Source organism: Clostridium sartagoforme AAU1 (genome assembly GCF_000401215.1).
Classification (GTDB): domain Bacteria; phylum Bacillota; class Clostridia; order Clostridiales; family Clostridiaceae; genus Clostridium; species Clostridium sartagoforme.
The window spans coordinates 48,322-64,721 of sequence record NZ_ASRV01000019.1; the positions used below are offsets into that span (position 1 = coordinate 48,322).

15 protein-coding genes are annotated in these 16,400 nt (G+C 28.3%); 1 reads left to right on the forward strand and 14 read right to left on the reverse strand.

The genetic code is table 11. The annotated features are described in order from the left end of the window. Window positions 1-389: 389 nt before the first annotated feature. Together A500_RS01385 and A500_RS01390 are read right to left on the reverse strand one after the other, a co-directional pair. Window positions 390-989, reverse strand: coding sequence for a nitroreductase family protein (locus A500_RS01385; protein WP_016205808.1), 600 nt, complete (start codon window positions 987-989; stop codon window positions 390-392). A gap of 104 nt (window positions 990-1,093) precedes the next feature. Further along, entirely contained in the window at window positions 1,094-1,516 is a 423-nt protein-coding gene (locus tag A500_RS01390; RefSeq protein WP_016205809.1) for a MarR family winged helix-turn-helix transcriptional regulator, read from the reverse strand. A 236-nt stretch (window positions 1,517-1,752) separates the two neighbouring features. Here A500_RS01390 and A500_RS01395 point away from each other — a divergent pair, with 236 nt between their 5' ends. After that, a complete protein-coding gene (locus A500_RS01395; protein ID WP_016205810.1) occupies window positions 1,753-2,241 on the forward strand; it encodes a spore coat protein in 489 nt (162 codons plus the stop codon). A gap of 132 nt (window positions 2,242-2,373) precedes the next feature. On the opposite strand, the gene A500_RS01400 is transcribed toward A500_RS01395, so the two are convergent. The 12 genes from A500_RS01400 to A500_RS01455 form a co-directional block, all read right to left on the reverse strand. After that, entirely contained in the window at window positions 2,374-2,766 is a 393-nt protein-coding gene (locus tag A500_RS01400) for a hypothetical protein (protein WP_016205811.1), read from the reverse strand. A 69-nt stretch (window positions 2,767-2,835) separates the two neighbouring features. Then, window positions 2,836-3,849, reverse strand: coding sequence for a ketoacyl-ACP synthase III (locus A500_RS01405; protein ID WP_016205812.1), 1,014 nt, complete (start codon window positions 3,847-3,849; stop codon window positions 2,836-2,838). Between the two features lie 319 nt (window positions 3,850-4,168). Continuing rightward, complete coding sequence (locus tag A500_RS01410; RefSeq protein ID WP_016205813.1) at window positions 4,169-5,329, reverse strand: mannitol-1-phosphate 5-dehydrogenase; 1,161 nt, start codon at window positions 5,327-5,329, stop codon at window positions 4,169-4,171. A gap of 12 nt (window positions 5,330-5,341) precedes the next feature. After that, a complete protein-coding gene (locus A500_RS01415) occupies window positions 5,342-7,192 on the reverse strand; it encodes a PTS mannitol transporter subunit IICBA (RefSeq protein ID WP_016205814.1) in 1,851 nt (616 codons plus the stop codon). Then, window positions 7,185-9,317, reverse strand: a complete 2,133-nt coding sequence (locus A500_RS01420) for a BglG family transcription antiterminator (protein ID WP_016205815.1) — start codon at window positions 9,315-9,317, stop codon at window positions 7,185-7,187. Before A500_RS01420 ends, A500_RS01415 begins: the two co-directional genes overlap by 8 nt. A 504-nt stretch (window positions 9,318-9,821) precedes the next feature. Next, complete coding sequence (locus A500_RS01425) at window positions 9,822-11,195, reverse strand: PTS mannitol transporter subunit IIBC (RefSeq protein ID WP_016205816.1); 1,374 nt, start codon at window positions 11,193-11,195, stop codon at window positions 9,822-9,824. A 411-nt stretch (window positions 11,196-11,606) separates the two neighbouring features. Continuing rightward, window positions 11,607-11,861, reverse strand: a complete 255-nt coding sequence (locus A500_RS01430; protein WP_016205817.1) for a DUF4176 domain-containing protein — start codon at window positions 11,859-11,861, stop codon at window positions 11,607-11,609. 208 nt (window positions 11,862-12,069) lie between these two features. Then, window positions 12,070-12,855, reverse strand: a complete 786-nt coding sequence (locus tag A500_RS01435) for an ABC transporter ATP-binding protein (protein ID WP_016205818.1) — start codon at window positions 12,853-12,855, stop codon at window positions 12,070-12,072. Between the two features lie 11 nt (window positions 12,856-12,866). Then, entirely contained in the window at window positions 12,867-13,889 is a 1,023-nt protein-coding gene (locus A500_RS01440) for a FecCD family ABC transporter permease (protein WP_016205819.1), read from the reverse strand. Then, a complete protein-coding gene (locus A500_RS01445; protein WP_016205820.1) occupies window positions 13,882-14,889 on the reverse strand; it encodes a FecCD family ABC transporter permease in 1,008 nt (335 codons plus the stop codon). The genes A500_RS01440 and A500_RS01445 overlap by 8 nt, the downstream gene beginning before the upstream one ends. 145 nt (window positions 14,890-15,034) lie before the next feature. Beyond that, window positions 15,035-15,979, reverse strand: a complete 945-nt coding sequence (locus tag A500_RS01450) for an ABC transporter substrate-binding protein (protein WP_016205821.1) — start codon at window positions 15,977-15,979, stop codon at window positions 15,035-15,037. 110 nt (window positions 15,980-16,089) lie between these two features. Continuing rightward, window positions 16,090-16,377 (reverse strand): helix-turn-helix domain-containing protein, encoded by a 288-nt coding sequence (locus A500_RS01455; protein WP_051993115.1) that lies wholly within the window; start codon window positions 16,375-16,377, stop codon window positions 16,090-16,092. Window positions 16,378-16,400: the final 23 nt, after the last annotated feature.

The following is a 16,400-nucleotide window of genomic DNA, read 5'->3' on the forward strand; positions in this document are numbered from 1 at the left end:
AAGCTTCAGTAGATGGGCTTTCATACTAAGTTCAGTTATCGCTACACTCAACTTCACTAAGTATTCGTCAAATGAACATCTACTTCAGACAAGCTTCAGTAGATGGGCTTTCATACTAAGTTCAGTTATCGTTACACTCAACTTCACTAAGTATTCGTCAAATGAACGTCTACTTCAGACAAGCTTCAGTAGATGGGCTTTCATACTAAGTTCAGTTATCGCTACACTCAACTTCACTAAGTATTCAATGCCGCGTACATTATATGGTTTAGGTTTTGCGGAGCAATTTATATAATAACTTGTTCCCTGTTCCCTGACACCTGTTACTTTCTCCAAGAAACTGTGAATTGTGAACTATGAACTATAAAAGTGCTTTGCACTTTTATAAATTATTTTATAACTTTCACTCTTTCTTCTATTGATGTAAATTCCTTTTCCCCTGCTGGAGCAGTTCCTTTACCAAATGGCATTTGAGCAACCATTTTCCAGCTACTTGGAAGGTTAAATTCTCTCTTTACTTCTACTTCTATTAATTCGGTATAATGTTGCAGGGTTGCTCCAAGTCCTTCCATTGATAAGGCAGTCCAAATTGCAAATTGTAACATACCTGAAGTTTGCTCTGCCCAAACTGGGAAGTTATCTTTATAAAGTGCAAATTGATTTTGTAATGCTTCTATAACATTAAAATCTTCAAAGTACAATACTGTTCCATATCCAGCTTTAAATGAGTTTACTTTTTGTTCTGTTGAAGCAAAATTTTCCTCTGGAACTATTTTTCTTAATGCTTCCATTGTGATATCCCATAGCTTATCATGACTTTCTCCTAATAATACAACTGCTCTTGAGCTTTGTGAATTAAAGGATGATGGTACATGTTTTACTGAATACTCCACTATTTCCTTAATCTTTTCATCTGATATTGGTGACTCCTTACTTATTGAATATATACTTCTTCTTTCCTTTATTGCATCATAAAAATTTTTATTCATTTATATCATTCTCCTATCTTATTTTCATTTTTTAATTAATATTCATTTAGTATTAATTATATAAGTATTAATTTGATGAAATTTATCAAGCAAAATAAATTCTATTACTTTAATGCCTTTCTTAAATGTATTAAGTTATCTACTAATTCTCTTTTTGTATCTTCATCTAACTGAATAAATAAATTATCTAAGAAATCTTTGTGTTTTGGAAATATATCTGAAATAAATATCCTACCTTTCTCTGTTAATGAAACGTAAAATACTCTTTTGTCCTTTTCGCATTTTCTTCTAATAACTAATTCCTTCTTTTCTAATTTATTTATTACATATGTTATTGTCCCACTAGTAACTAGAATTTTCTCAGCTACCTTTTGAACAGATTGGTCACCTTTATGATATAACATCTCTAGGACACCAAACTCACTAATATTTAATCCAAATCCCTCTACATTTTTTTCTATTTCAGAAAACATGTCATTATAAGTTCTAGCCATAGCAATAACTAGTTTTAAATTTATATCACTCATATATTCACCTACATTATCTTGATTTCAAGATAATTATATCTTTAAAATATCTTGAAGTCAAGATATTTTAAAAAATTAATTATCTTCCCTCTTCCCCCTGTGCATTTCTATAGCTTTTCAATATAATTCTTTATTATCTATTTATATTTATAAAATTATTCTTAATTATTATTTGAAATATTTTAATAGTATAAAATAAAGTATTTTACACAAAATAGACTCGGAGGTGTGATAATATGGATATAACATTAACACAAAAGGAAAGATTATTACTTGAAGATCAAAAAAGTCATGAGCAAATTTGCATAGAAAAATATACAAACTATGCTAATCAAGCTCAAGATCCTCAATTAAAACAAATATTTAATTTACAAGCTCAAGATGAAAGAACCCATCTTGATAGCATTAATCAGTTATTAAGCGGCACAATCCCTCAAATGGGTCAGCAGCAAAATCAAAATTCAAGTCAAAATATGGCTAATCAAAATTCGGCTCCTACTATGAATACTACACAGGTAAATACAGCAAATGTATCTGATGCTGATATGTGTAAAGACCTACTAATGACAGAAAAATATGTATCAGGAACTTATGATACTACAATTTTTGAATTTAGAGATACTAGGGTTCGTGATGTGTTAAACCATATACAAAAAGAAGAACAAAAACATGGGGAAACCATATTTCAGTATATGGAAAGTAAGGGACTATATAATCCTCAATAATTATATTTTTAAAACTATATAAAATAAAAGTACATAAATCTCTAAATTATATATTAGAGATTTATGTACTTTTATATATTAATTTATGTAATCATTATGATATTTTTCTTTTAGTCTTATTATTTTCTAATATTATACATTTTTTAATGCTTCATTAATATTATCTACATATTGAACCGATTCAGTCCAGCCAGGTATTTCTTTGCCTAATCTCTTAAATTGAGATATAGTAACAACATTTCCTTTTGTAATAAAAAGTCTCTTTTTAAAAGGTACATCCATATATCTTTTTAGTAATACACCTAATGCTTGTGCTACTTCTGGACTTGATGGCTTTAATTCTGCTGCATCAATAATTAATGCATATTCTTTTGCAGGAAATGTTTTAGTTAACTCATCATAATCCTTTAAAAAAGCTGCTCCGTCCTCTGCACTAAAGAATCCAGATGCTTGCGCATGAAAAATCTTTTTTAGCTTGTCTGCATTTAATTGATAATTTGAATTTTTTCCTTGGTATTTTACCATAATAACTCCTCCTAATATTTTATTATATATTTCAAATAATATTAACTATCTATGTTTGTTAATACTATATTAAAACCTAAATAACAAAACGGTGACTACAGATCCAGAACCCATGGATGCTAAAGTAACATAATCGTTTTTCTTAATTTTACCTGACCTTAATGCTCTATCAAGTGCTATTATTGGACTTGTTGTTCCTGTATATCCAAATTCATTTCCAATATAAGTTGTCCTATTTTTATCTATATTTAACTTTTCTAAAGTAAGTCTAGCATCTGGAATAGTGAATTGTGAAAAAATTAGATGATTTATATCTTTTGCTTTTATTTCGTTGTCTTCAGCTATTTGTTTAATTAAATCTACCCATACATCCGAAATGAAATTCCCATCAAAAGGTTCCCAAGACCATTTTTTATCATCTTCATTTTTTATTTGCCCTTTTATAACCTTGGAATATCCTGCCCTAGGCATAAGTATATTATTACATTCTGCCGTTTGTGCTAAATGTATAGAATCAATAAATCCTCTCTTTTCATCCTCTTCTATCTTCTCTAAAACTACAGCCGCTGCTGCATCTCCAAAATTAGCATATGAAACTGAGTCATTTGGACTTCCTACTGAACTAAATAAAATTCCTCCAACAACTAATGCTCGTTTAAATCTCTTATTAGTCATTAATATTCTGCTTGCCTGATCTAATGCAGTTATCATACCTAAGCAATTAGAATTTGTATCATATGCCATTTTTATTCTTATATCTGATCCACCAAGCATCTCTAATACCTTAATTGCGTTGGAAGGTGATGTGTACTCTGGAGTATCTGTTGCAAAAATAAGTAAATCTATATCTTTAATACTTAAGTTTGCTTCTTTCAATGCACTTATACTTGCCTTGTAACCCATAGTTATTACAGTTTCATTAGGATCATCAGAAATATATCTATACTCTCTCTCTAAATGATTTAATAACCCTTCTACTTCAATTCCCATCTTATTAAAATGGTTAATAAAGTAATCGTTGTGAACCCTATTTGAAGGATGATATATTCCTGTGCTGATAATATTAATATTTTTTTCTCTCATAAATACCTCTCCCTATGTTTCTTTAAATTACTTTCAAGTAATTTTCTATATTTTTCATGTATTACTTTAAATTCCATATAAATAAATATTATAACATAATGTGTAAAATTTCAACTTTTTAAATTTGTTTTTAATTTTAATTATATTTTATATTATATTTTTTTATTCAACATTTTGTCTAATAAATCATTACATTGTCAAAAGAGTTTAATAGTTTCTAAGTTATAAAAAACTATTACAAAGAGCAAGACTCTATGCAATAGTTCTTTTATTTATTATTTATAGGGTATTACTAAATGGCTTATTTTTTCTTTGCTTTTCAATTTCCAATTAATGATCTTACCTCGTTGTAGTAATATTCAATTTTGCTTAGTATTTCACTATCTTCCGGTAGTTTTGCAACTTCTGATAAAGATCCCTTTACACCTTTGCTCTTTATTAAACTTTGTAATTTAACACTCTGCTCATCCTCATCATTTTTGTAATTCATTGCCGCGCCTACACCTAGAAGCAAATTTTCAGTATTTATATTATATGATCTTGCTGTAATTAAAGGCTTTATAAGTCTATCATTTTCATTAAGTTTTCTTAATGGTTCTCTTCCAACCCTAGCAACATCATCCTTCAAATAAGGATTTCTAAATCTTGTAATTATCTTATCTATATATTTCATATGCTTTTCTTCATCAAAATTATATTTAGCAATTAAAGCTTTTCCACTTTCTATCATTGCATTTCTTACAAAGTTATATATCTTTTCATCATTTATACTTTCATCTATAGTTCTATACCCTTTAAGATATCCAAAATATGCAGTTATAGCATGTCCAGTATTTAGTGTAAATAATTTTCTCTCTATATATGCTGTTAAATTACCTACTAAATTCATTCCTTCTATTTTAGGAATTTCACCTTTAAATGCATCTTCTTCTACATTCCATTCATGGAAGCTTTCAACCACTACATCTAGGATATTTTCACTTTTTACTGGTGGAACTATTCTATCTACAGAACAATTTGGGAAACCTATATATTTTTCTAAATATTCTACTTCTTCTTCATTTAAATACTTAACAACTTCATTTTTAAGTTGTGTGCTGGCATTAACTGCATTTTCACACGCTATTATATTTAAGTTTTTTTCCACTCCTAATTCTTTTCTTCTCTTTATACCATTTGCTATTGTTCCTGCTATCTTAGGTAATACTAATGGTCCTACAGCTGTTGTAATTATTTCAGCATTATTTATCTTATCTAGAATTAAATCATCTGTAGAGAAAACTCCACTTATATTTGTTACTTTTTCTTTAGTACATTCAACATCCATAACATTAATAACATATTCTTTATCTTCATTAATTTTATTAATTATGTCTTTATTTACATCTGCAAAAATAACATGATATCCAGATTTAGATAGTAATCCCCCTATGAAACCTCTCCCTATATTACCTGCTCCGAATTGTATTGCTTCCTTCATTGTTTTTCCCCCTTATTTTTGAAATACGTCTAGTATATCCTTTTTATTCTCAGTTTTGCTTAATCTATCAACAAGTTCTAGGTCTTCTAATGATATTGCTATATTTGATAATATCTCTAAGTGCTCATCTCCAACCCCTGCTATTCCAATAACTAAGTATGCTAATTCCTCACCAAAATTAACTCCTTCTGGATATTGAAGAACTACTATTCCTGATGCCTCTATTTGTCTTTTTGCTTCTCCTATTCCATGAGGTATTGCTACTCCCATTCCTATATACGTTGAAACAACTCTCTCTCTTTCTTGCATAGCATCAATATATTCTTCTTTTACATATCCTCTGCTAACTAGAAGTTTTCCAGCTCTTTCAATAGCTTCTTCTTTAGTTTCACTTTTTAAACCTAAAAGTATATTTTTCTCTGATAATACTGATAATTTTTCTTCAATCATAATATCCTCCGATTTCACTTCACATGCTAAATTATTTTTTGACTTTTCTTCTAATCTTTTAAATAACTCCTCTATTTTGTCATCTTTTAAGAAACTTTCTATAAAAATATGCTCCGCATTTGGAGAATTTCTTTTTGCTCTTTCTACTAAATTTACATGACTTACTACTATATCTGCATCTTTTGGTATTGTATCTACTGATGAATTAGCTACCTCTATATCTAAATCTAAAGACTTGATCCTATTTCTTAATTTAGTTGCACCCATTGCACTTGACCCCATTCCGGCATCGCAAGCAAATACTATTTTCTTTATTGTCTCTTTTTTCACTTCTTTTTCTTTAGTTGTTTCCATAGTTAGTATTCCTTCTTTTTCTTCCATTTGTTTATCATTTTTCTCTTCATTTTTAGCTGCTCTCTTTACTAATGGAACTGCTATTATAAATGAAACAATTATTGCTACTATTACTCCTAATAACACTTGAATGATTCCTCCTTTTGGTGACATTGCAACCAATGCAAATATACTTCCTGGCGATGGTGTTGCAACAAGCCCTGCCCCTAAAACAGAGAATGTAAATGCTCCTGCTGCTCCACCTGCAATTACTGATATAATTAATGCTGGGTTCATTAGTATATATGGAAAATATATTTCATGGATTCCTCCAAGAAAATGTATTATGGCTGCTCCTGATGCTGACTGCTTTGCTACGCCTTTACCATATAGTAAATATGCTAAAATTACTCCTAGTCCTGGGCCTGGATTAGATTCTAGTAAGAACATTATAGATTTTCCAGTTTCCTGAACTTGCTCTATTCCTATTGGTCCTAAAACTCCATGATTTATAGCGTTATTTAAAAATAGTACTTTTGCTGGCTCTATAAATATTGAAACAAGCGATATTAAACCATTTTGTATTATTACTTCTGCTCCATTTTTTAAGAAGGTAGTTATAACTAATATTATTGGACCAATTGTTTTGAATCCTATTATTACAAAAAATACTCCTAGAATTCCAATTGAAAAGTTATTTACTAGCATTTCAAAACCTGCTGGGACTTTATCTTTAATAAGTTCATCAAATTTTTTTATTGTAAATCCTGCTATAGGCCCAATTACCATAGCTCCAATAAACATTGGAATTTCTACACCAACTATAACTCCCATTGTAGCTATAGCTGCCATAACTCCTCCTCGTTTACCTGCGACTACATACCCACCAGTCATACCAACCATAAGTGGTAATAAATATTTTAAAATCGGATCTACTAATTCACCTAAAGATTCATTTGGCATCCACCCTGTTGGTATAAAAAATGCAGTTACTAGTCCCCAAGAAATGAATGCTCCTATATTTGGCATCACCATGGCACTTAAAAACTTACCAAACTTTTGTATATTGTCTTTAATCATTTTTAATTGCCTCCAAGCTTTTTTGTACCTTTTTTAAATAGAAATCTTTCAATATTCTTTCTACTTCTTCTACTACCTTTTCTTCTTTTTCTTGTCTTAATATCTCTATAAATTTATCTTCTTCTATTAATGCACTATTTAACTTACTCATTAACTCTGGCGTAATTTCTTTACTTTCTTCAGGTATTATAGAGACTACTGCTCCCCTTATAATCTTTTCTTTATCTATAAATTCATCTTTAATTCTTATATATCCAAATCTGCTATTACTAAAACAATTACATTTGCAGTGTAAAAGAATTATTTCTAATTCATGTAAATAAGTACTGCTGATATCTTCCCTTTGTAAAAGTTTATTCTTAACTTCCTTTATATCATCTTCATTATCTGTAAATAGTTTACTTCCTACATCAATAATATCTTCTAAAGATTTGACATTATCTATTACCTTTATCTTCACATTATCTATGATAGATATAATCTCACTTCCTAAGTCTGTAATTTCTCTAATTCCAATTTTACTTTTATTTACTTTTGCTTTTTTTATTATACTTTTATACTTTTTTTGCTTAGATATCCTTCTAAAGTTATCTTGTAGTATAGCTTTATCTTGTAATGATAAAATTGGATTAACACAAACATTTTTAAAATCTATATTTAGAGGTATCGTAGAAACTATGATGTCTATTCCATCTTCCTTTAGCTTTTCTTCATTTATATTTAATGCTGAAATAGTTCCCATAAGCTCTATATTATTAAATTCTTTTTCTAAGATAGCTTCTAGTAGACTTGATGTTCCAATCCCCGTTGGACAAGATATAACAACTTTAACCTTATCCTCAAAACCTTTTTTATATAAAGCTGCTGCTATATGCATTGTTATATATGCAATTTCTGATTCTGGGATTTCATCTACTTTAGTTTGAATTTTTAATATTTCACATGCTTTCTTAGTAATTTCATATTCTACAGAATATTTATCTTTAATATTATTTAATAGTGGATTTCTTATATTTAGTTTCATCTTTAATCTACTTATAGCAGGTACTAAATGATTCGTAAGATCCTTTATAAGCTTTTCATCATTTTTAAGATAAACATTTAGTTCATTTTCTACTACTGTTATTATGTGGTTTGCTATTTGTTTAACATCTAGATTGTTTAAATCTTTTTCTAAATCTGATACAGAGTTTAATCTAAGTTTCGCTCCTTTAAGGTGCATTGTTATATAACCTATCTCATCTTTTGGAATGCTGACTTCAAATCTTTTTTCTATATCTCTAACTATTTTTTCTCCAATTCTAAATTCTGGCGATTTTGATAATTCATCTAAAACAGCCTTATCCATTTTTATATTTTCATTGTTTTTTATTCTTTGAATAGCTAATGATAAATGAACTACAAGTCCTATATAAGCGCTATCTACAAGATGTATATCTATATCCTTCTCTAATCCTTGAACAATTTCTTCAATTGACTTTATTATTGACTTATCAATAAAGCTTAAAAGTCTATTTTCTATAGAAAACTCTATAACGTTTTCATTTCTGTTAGTTTTCAAGGAGCCCTTTAAAAGATTGATTAATTCTTTTTCTTCTAATGTGTCATATAAAATATTTATAAGAGCTTTTCTATAGTCATTTTCTCTTCCTTCAATATAAATTCCTAAACCAGGCTTTCTAATTAATTTTATATTAAAGTCTTGAAGCCATTTTTCTATACTATCTAAATCATTACTTAAAGTTCCTTCCGAAACCTTCAGATGAGATGTGAAATAGAATAACTTAATAGGTTCTTTAGCTATAAGCAATTCATTTGCTATTATTTTCTTTCTTTCTTCCCTAGAGTATTCCTTATGAATTTTTTCTATTTCTAGTAATTCTAATATTAACTTTTGATTTTCCAAATCTTCATCAATAACCAATCCAACGCCTGGCTTTTTTATAAACTTAAACTCATTTTCTTCTAACCAAGCTTCAATTTTTGGCATTTCTCTTAATACTGTTCTAGAACTTAATGAAAGTTTTTCCGCTATAGCAGCTATTGTTATAGGGCTTGTAACTGTAGACTTAGTTAGAATTTGTATTATTTCTTTTTGTCTAGAGTTCAACTTTTTACTTTTCATATTAAACCTCTCCATTAATGACATTTTTATATGCTAAGCTCCTTCTATCTTTATTTTAATCCTATGAATCCATTTACTCAATTCAATCATCCATTACAAATGTCTTAAACCATTAGTGACATATTTAAAGATGTCACTATCTTTTAATATTTATTACTGGATTATAAACCTTTCCTTATTCCATAGATTTACATATTAATTATATCAGAATAATAGCTTTTACTATTGTATATATTTACCAAGCATTGATTTATATAAGTGCTTAAGTAACATATAAATGTCCATTATATTATTTAAATTAAATATTAAATTAAAAATTTATATATTTTTAATTTGCCCAAATATAATTTAAAAATAATTTCTTTATAATAAATTATCTCTTTAAGTTTATCTATAAAAAAAGAAAAGGATTGAGACTGGTTTAATACCATACTCAATCCTTTGAAACTGTATAATAAAATTATCTAATGTTTGAGGTCTAAATTATTAGTAAATTATATTAATTTATTTACTTGCTAGTCTGTTATATAATTCTTGAATATTATTATCTGTTAAGAAGTTTTGAATACCGATGATTTCTGCACTTGGGCAAGATTTTCTTGCTCTTTCTATTAAAGTTACATGAGTAACTACAATGTCAGTATCTTTATCTATATCGTCAACAGATGCATGTTTTACTTCTATTCCTAAGTTTAAATCTTTTATTTTATTCTTAAACTTTGAAGCTCCCATTGCACTTGATCCCATTCCTGCATCACAAGCAAATATAATTTTGCTTACATTGCTTTTTACTGTAACTTTCATATCTTTTATTTGTGCTTTTGCAACTTCTAAATCTTCATCTTTACTATTTTTTGAAGCCTTTTTAACAAATGGTGATGCTACTAAGAATGATACTACTGTAGCTACTAATACCCCTGCTAAAACTGGGAATAATCCTCCCTTAGGTGCCATTGTCATTAATGCAAATATACTTCCTGGTGATGGTGTTGCAACAAGTCCTGCTCCTAATATTGAGAATGTAAATACTCCTGAAGCTCCCCCTGCAATTACTGCTAATATTAAAGCTGGATTCATTAATACATATGGGAAGTAAATTTCGTGAATTCCTCCAAGGAAATGTATTATTGCAGCTCCTGGAGCTGATTGTTTAACAGATCCTTTACTAAACATCCAATAAGCTAATATTATACCAAATCCAGGACCTGGGTTTGCTTCTAATAAGAACATTATTGATTTTCCAGTTTCTTGAACTTGTTCTATTCCTATTGGTCCTAAAATACCATGGTTAACAGCATTATTTAAGAATAATATTTTTGCTGGTTCTATAAAGATTGAAATTAAAGGTAATAATCCTTTTCCAACTATAAATTCTACACCTACTTTTAATATTCCTGTTATTGCAACTACTACTGGACCTATTGCAAGGAATGCAAGTATAGCAAGTACCATTCCTAAAATACCGATAGAGAAATTGTTTACTAACATTTCAAAGCCTGCTGGAACTTTTCCATCTATAGCTTTGTCGAACTTCTTAATTACGAAACCAGCTAATGGTCCCATAATCATTGCTCCAATAAACATTGGCATGTCTGCTCCTACTATTACACCCATAGTAGCAACTGCCCCTATTACTCCTCCTCTTAAACCTCCTACCATCTTACCACCTGTGTAACCAATTAATAGTGGTAATAAGTACTTAATCATAGGATCAACTAGTGAACTTAGTGATTCGTTTGGTAACCAGCCTGTTGGTATAAAAAGTGCAGTTATTAGTCCCCAAGCTATAAAAGCTCCGATATTAGGCATTACCATACCACTTAAAAATTTACCAAATCTTTGCATTGTATCATTTGTTTTTAATTTAGTGTTTGACATAATTCCACCCTCCATTTAATTTATAATTGCTGTCTTTTCTTCATGTAAACTTTTACTTTATGACTTAATTATATTTTCTTATTCACAACAATTCAATTTGAAGAAACCTTCCTTTTGTCATCTAATGTTGGTGACAAATTTACACTATAATTTATTCATAGTCTAAAACAATTCAAAATTCACAAGACAAATTTCACAGTTATTAGACAGTTAGCTGTTGATAATTAAGGGATGAGAGTTGAGAGTTTCGTAGTATTTTTTTAATTCAACAACGCTGAATTATTTCTATAATTTTCCACATAAAACTATCAATTCTCAATTAAAAAGGTAACTATAAACCAAAAAGGCATCATATTAACAGATTTTAATCTGTTAATACGATGCCTTTTTGAGTGCTTGTATTATTTTTTCTTATTCTATATCGTTTATAGCTTTGATAAAAGCCTTTTCTTCTAAATCTTCAAATCCCCTAAATATTATTTGATCTATATCACTATTATTAAATACATAGCAATATTCCTCGCCTAAGTATCCCTCTGGATAAAGACAACCTAGATAGTCGCTTAATTCTTCTCCTCTTCCTACTAAAATCTTTCTCCCTATTATTATTAACTTTTTATATCCATCTCTCAATACAACTATTGATCCTAGTGGCAATAAATCCATTTTACGTCCTCCAGTTATACTATCCCCTAATTTATTTACTTCTTTCTAAACATCTATACTATATATTGTACTACATTCTGATAATAATATAAATATTACCTATCTTAACATTAAATATAAATAATTTTTTAATAATATTCAATTATAAAAAAGCCCTACATCTATAATTAAGTGTACGGCTTTGTGTTTGTACTTTATTTAAATCAAACTATAATAATTCATAATTTAAGCATAATGGTACATTATAATTTTCACTTTTTATAAGGTCAGCATCTATATTGTAAATATCTTTTAAAACCTTTCTATTCATTATTGAATTTGGTTCATCATTATAAAGTATTTTCCCTTTTTTCATTGCTACAATAAAATCAGAATACTTTGCAGCATGATTTATATCGTGTAATACCATTACTACGGTACATCCTTCTTTATCATTTAATTTTTTTACAATATTAAGTACTTCAAGTTGATGAGACATATCTAAAAAAGTAGTTGGTTCATCCAATAGCAATATATCCGTATCTTGAGCTAATGCCATTGCAAGCCAAACTCTTTGCCTTTGTCCACCCGATAAATCTGATAACTCTCTATTTCTAAATTCAATTGTATTTGTTACTTTTAATGCCCATTCAATTTTTTCTTTATCTTGATTAGATAACTTATTTATATTACTTCTGTGAGGATATCTTCCATAAGACACTAATTCCTCGACTTTTAATTGAGAAGGTGCAGTTGGATTTTGAGATAATATAGCTAATTTCTCTGCGATTTCTTTACTCTTCATATCATTCATATCTTTATCTAAAAGAAATATATTTCCCTTTTCCTTTTTAAGGATTCTTCCTATACTCTTTAATAAAGTTGATTTTCCACAACCATTAGCTCCAATAATACTAGTTATCTTCCCTTTTTCAAGAGTAAGGTCTAAATCTTCAATTATAATTTTTTTATCATATCCTACTTTTAACTTTTTTATATCAATAGCTTTTTTCATATCTTACCTCTTTACGATCTGTATAATAAATATATAAAATAAGGAATTCCAATTATAGATATAACTATCCCAACTGCTAATTCTGATGGTGCAAAAATAGTTTTAGCAATAAAATCTGATAATATTAAAAGAAGAACTCCAACTAAGATAGTTATTGGCATAAGTTTTCTATGCTTTATACCCACTAATTGCCTAGCTATATGAGGTGCCATTAATCCTATAAATCCTATATTTCCAGCAACACATACACAAGCACTAATTAAACCAACACAAGAAAATAATAATTTTCTCTTTTCTTTATCTAAATCTATACCAAGACTAACTATGCTACTTTCCTCTAACTGAAAATAATCTAATAAATGAACCTTTTTATAAAGATACACACTTAAAATTATTATCCAAGGAAGCATCATATAAATAAATGTCCAATTTGCATTATATATTGAACCAGCTTGCCAAACTGCTGCAAATTCAAAATCTGAAGCATTCATCTTCATAGAAAAAAGCATTGAAATAGCTGAAAATCCACTATTTACTGCTATACCAGTTAAAATAAGTCTTTGCATGTCCATCTTTTTATTATTCTTTGAAAATATTAATATTATTAAAGCTGCTAAAAAACCTCCTATAAATCCAAATATAGGCATTGAGAAAATGTTCAAAAAATTACTTCCATCAGATGCTGATGCTTTAAAATTTATGAAATACATATACATCATTATTGCTGCTCCTGCACCAGAATTTATTCCTAGGATTCCCGGATCAGCTAATTCATTTTTTGTAATTCCTTGAAGAAAAAGCCCTGATACTGATAATCCTATTCCAATTAATATAGATATAATTATTCTTGGAAGCCTAAATTCAAATATCACTAATCTAAATTTTTCATTATCATTTAAACTAAATAGGGTTTGAAATATTTCAATTACACTTATATCGAACATTCCATTAGTTAGATGTAAGTAAAAAGCTAAAAATATTAATATAAGTAATAATATTATTACAAAAGAATATTTAAGTTTTTTATTATGCATTTTTTGTCCCTCCCTTAACTTTTATCATATATAAAAAGAAAGGTACCCCTATAATAGATGTTACAGTCCCTATAGGTGTTTCAAAAGGAAATGCTATGTATCTACTTAATAAATCACATAATCCTAAGAAAAAAGCTCCTCCAATTAATGAATACGGAATTATATATTTATAATCATGTCCAACTAACATTCTTGTAATATTGGGTATTACAAGTCCTACAAAAGCTATTTTCCCAACTAAAGCAACAGAAATAGCTGTTAGTAATACAACTGATGTCATTGATAAATATTTAATTATATTTGTTTTTTGTCCTAAACTAATAGCTATATCTTCTCCTAAAGAAGTTATAGTAATATCTTTGGCTATTATTATGGCTATTAAAATACCAATAACTCCTATTGGTACTGTAAGCTTTAATAAATCACTATTTACAGTATGAACTTTTGTATTATACCAAGCTGAGATTGTCTGAGAAATTTGAAAATACATGGCAATAGCAGAACCTAAACTACTTAAAAAGCTACCTACTATTGTTCCTATAATTGCAAGCCTAACAGGAGATAAGCCATTTTTTATAGACGATCCTATACCTAATACTAATACAGCTCCTATTATAGAACCAATTATAGAAACTAAAATTAAACTTCCATTTGAAAGTCCTGGATAAAAAACCATTGCTATAGTAATTAGAAATGCTGAACCATCATTTACTCCCATTAAAGATGGAGAGGCCAAATAATTTCTTGTTATACCTTGCATAATTGAACCAGCTACTGCTAAAAAACCTCCAACTAATAGTACAGCAATAGCTCTAGGCAATCTATTATTTCTAATTATTATATGATCTACATTGCTTTGATCAAATTTAAAAATAGCATTGTAAACAACTTCTTTTGGTATGGCTTTCGTTCCCATAGTTACTGATAAAATCGTTACACTAATTATTCCTATTATACATATTATAAAAATCAATAAATATTTTTTATTAAAACTTTTCATATCTATCCCCTTAAAGCTTTCACTGAAACTCAATGTAAAATGAATGATGTGAAACTCAAAATTAAATAAGAAACTCCTTTCGGAGTTTCTAAAATAGAAATATTTTTAGTAAATTTTTAAAAATTATATTAATAATTCTAAATTTTTAATTTAATAAGTTGTCTACAACTGCATCTAAGAATCTAACCTTTGACCAAGCTGTTCCCCCTTGAGCTAAAGGTTCAACAGTATTAACAAATACCTTATTATCTTTAGAAGCTTTTATGTTTTTAAATATAGGATTTTCTAATAATTCATTTAAAGCTTTAGGTGCATCTTTATTTTCTGAATCCTCAAATTGTAAGAAAATCACATCTGGATTTATTTCTGATAATGTTTCTATAGTCAATTCCGCTTGTGCTTTTGCCTGAGTTATTACATCAGGAATCTTTACCCCTAAATCAGTATATAAAACTGGATTCAAATATACATCGGCTGGATATATATACATTAATCCACCTCTTACTCTAATAACTAAAATATTTTGATCCTTATATTTATTTGAAAACTCTTCCTTAGATTTTGAAGCTTTTCCCTCATAATCTGAAATTAGTTTATTAGCTTCTTCTGCCTTACCTGTTATTTCTCCTAAAGCTAAAAGATTATTCTTCCAATTTCCTGATATATGTGAATATGGTAGAGTTACAGCAATTTTATTTAACTGAGTCATTGTTTCTTCCCCAAATTTTGAACTTCCTATAATGACATCTGGATTTAATCCTAATATAACCTCTACATTAGGAGCTTTTTTATCTCCAACTAAAGTTACATCTTTAAAGTTTTCTGCTAAATATTTGGGAACCTCTCCAGCAATTTCTAAAACTCCATCTGCTTTAATACCTAGAGCCGCTGCATCTTCCATTCCCTCTAGACTTGCAAGAACTACATTCTCAACCTTTTTATCAAAAGAATATTCTTTATCTAAATAATTTATTTTAAATGCTGTATTTTTATCTTCAACTTCCTTTTGGGCTGAAGAATTCTTTGCAGTGCAAGCAGTTAAACTTGTAATTAAAACTGTTGATAGTAATAATGTTAAATATTTTTTCATATTAACCCTCCATATATAATGATAATCATTTTCAATTCATAATTATTTTAGCAAAATCTTATGAAAGGTAAAATAGACTTTCGGGATAATTTTTTGTACTTTTGCCGAATTTACTTTTTTATAATAATACCTTTAATAACATTATCATTAATTTCTCTATATTTTCTAGGGCATACTCCTACATTTTTTTTGAAGGTTTTACTGAAATAAAAACAATCATTATATCCTGTCATATCAGCTATTTCTGAAATTGTATAATTAGAAAATTTTAATAACCTTTTAGCTTCTTTTAATCTATATTCTACTAAATATTTTACAGGAGATAATCCTGTGACCTCTTTAAAAATATCACTAAATCTTCGTCTATCTATATCTAGGATATTTGATATTTCACTCACTGTTATTAACTCATTAAAATTTT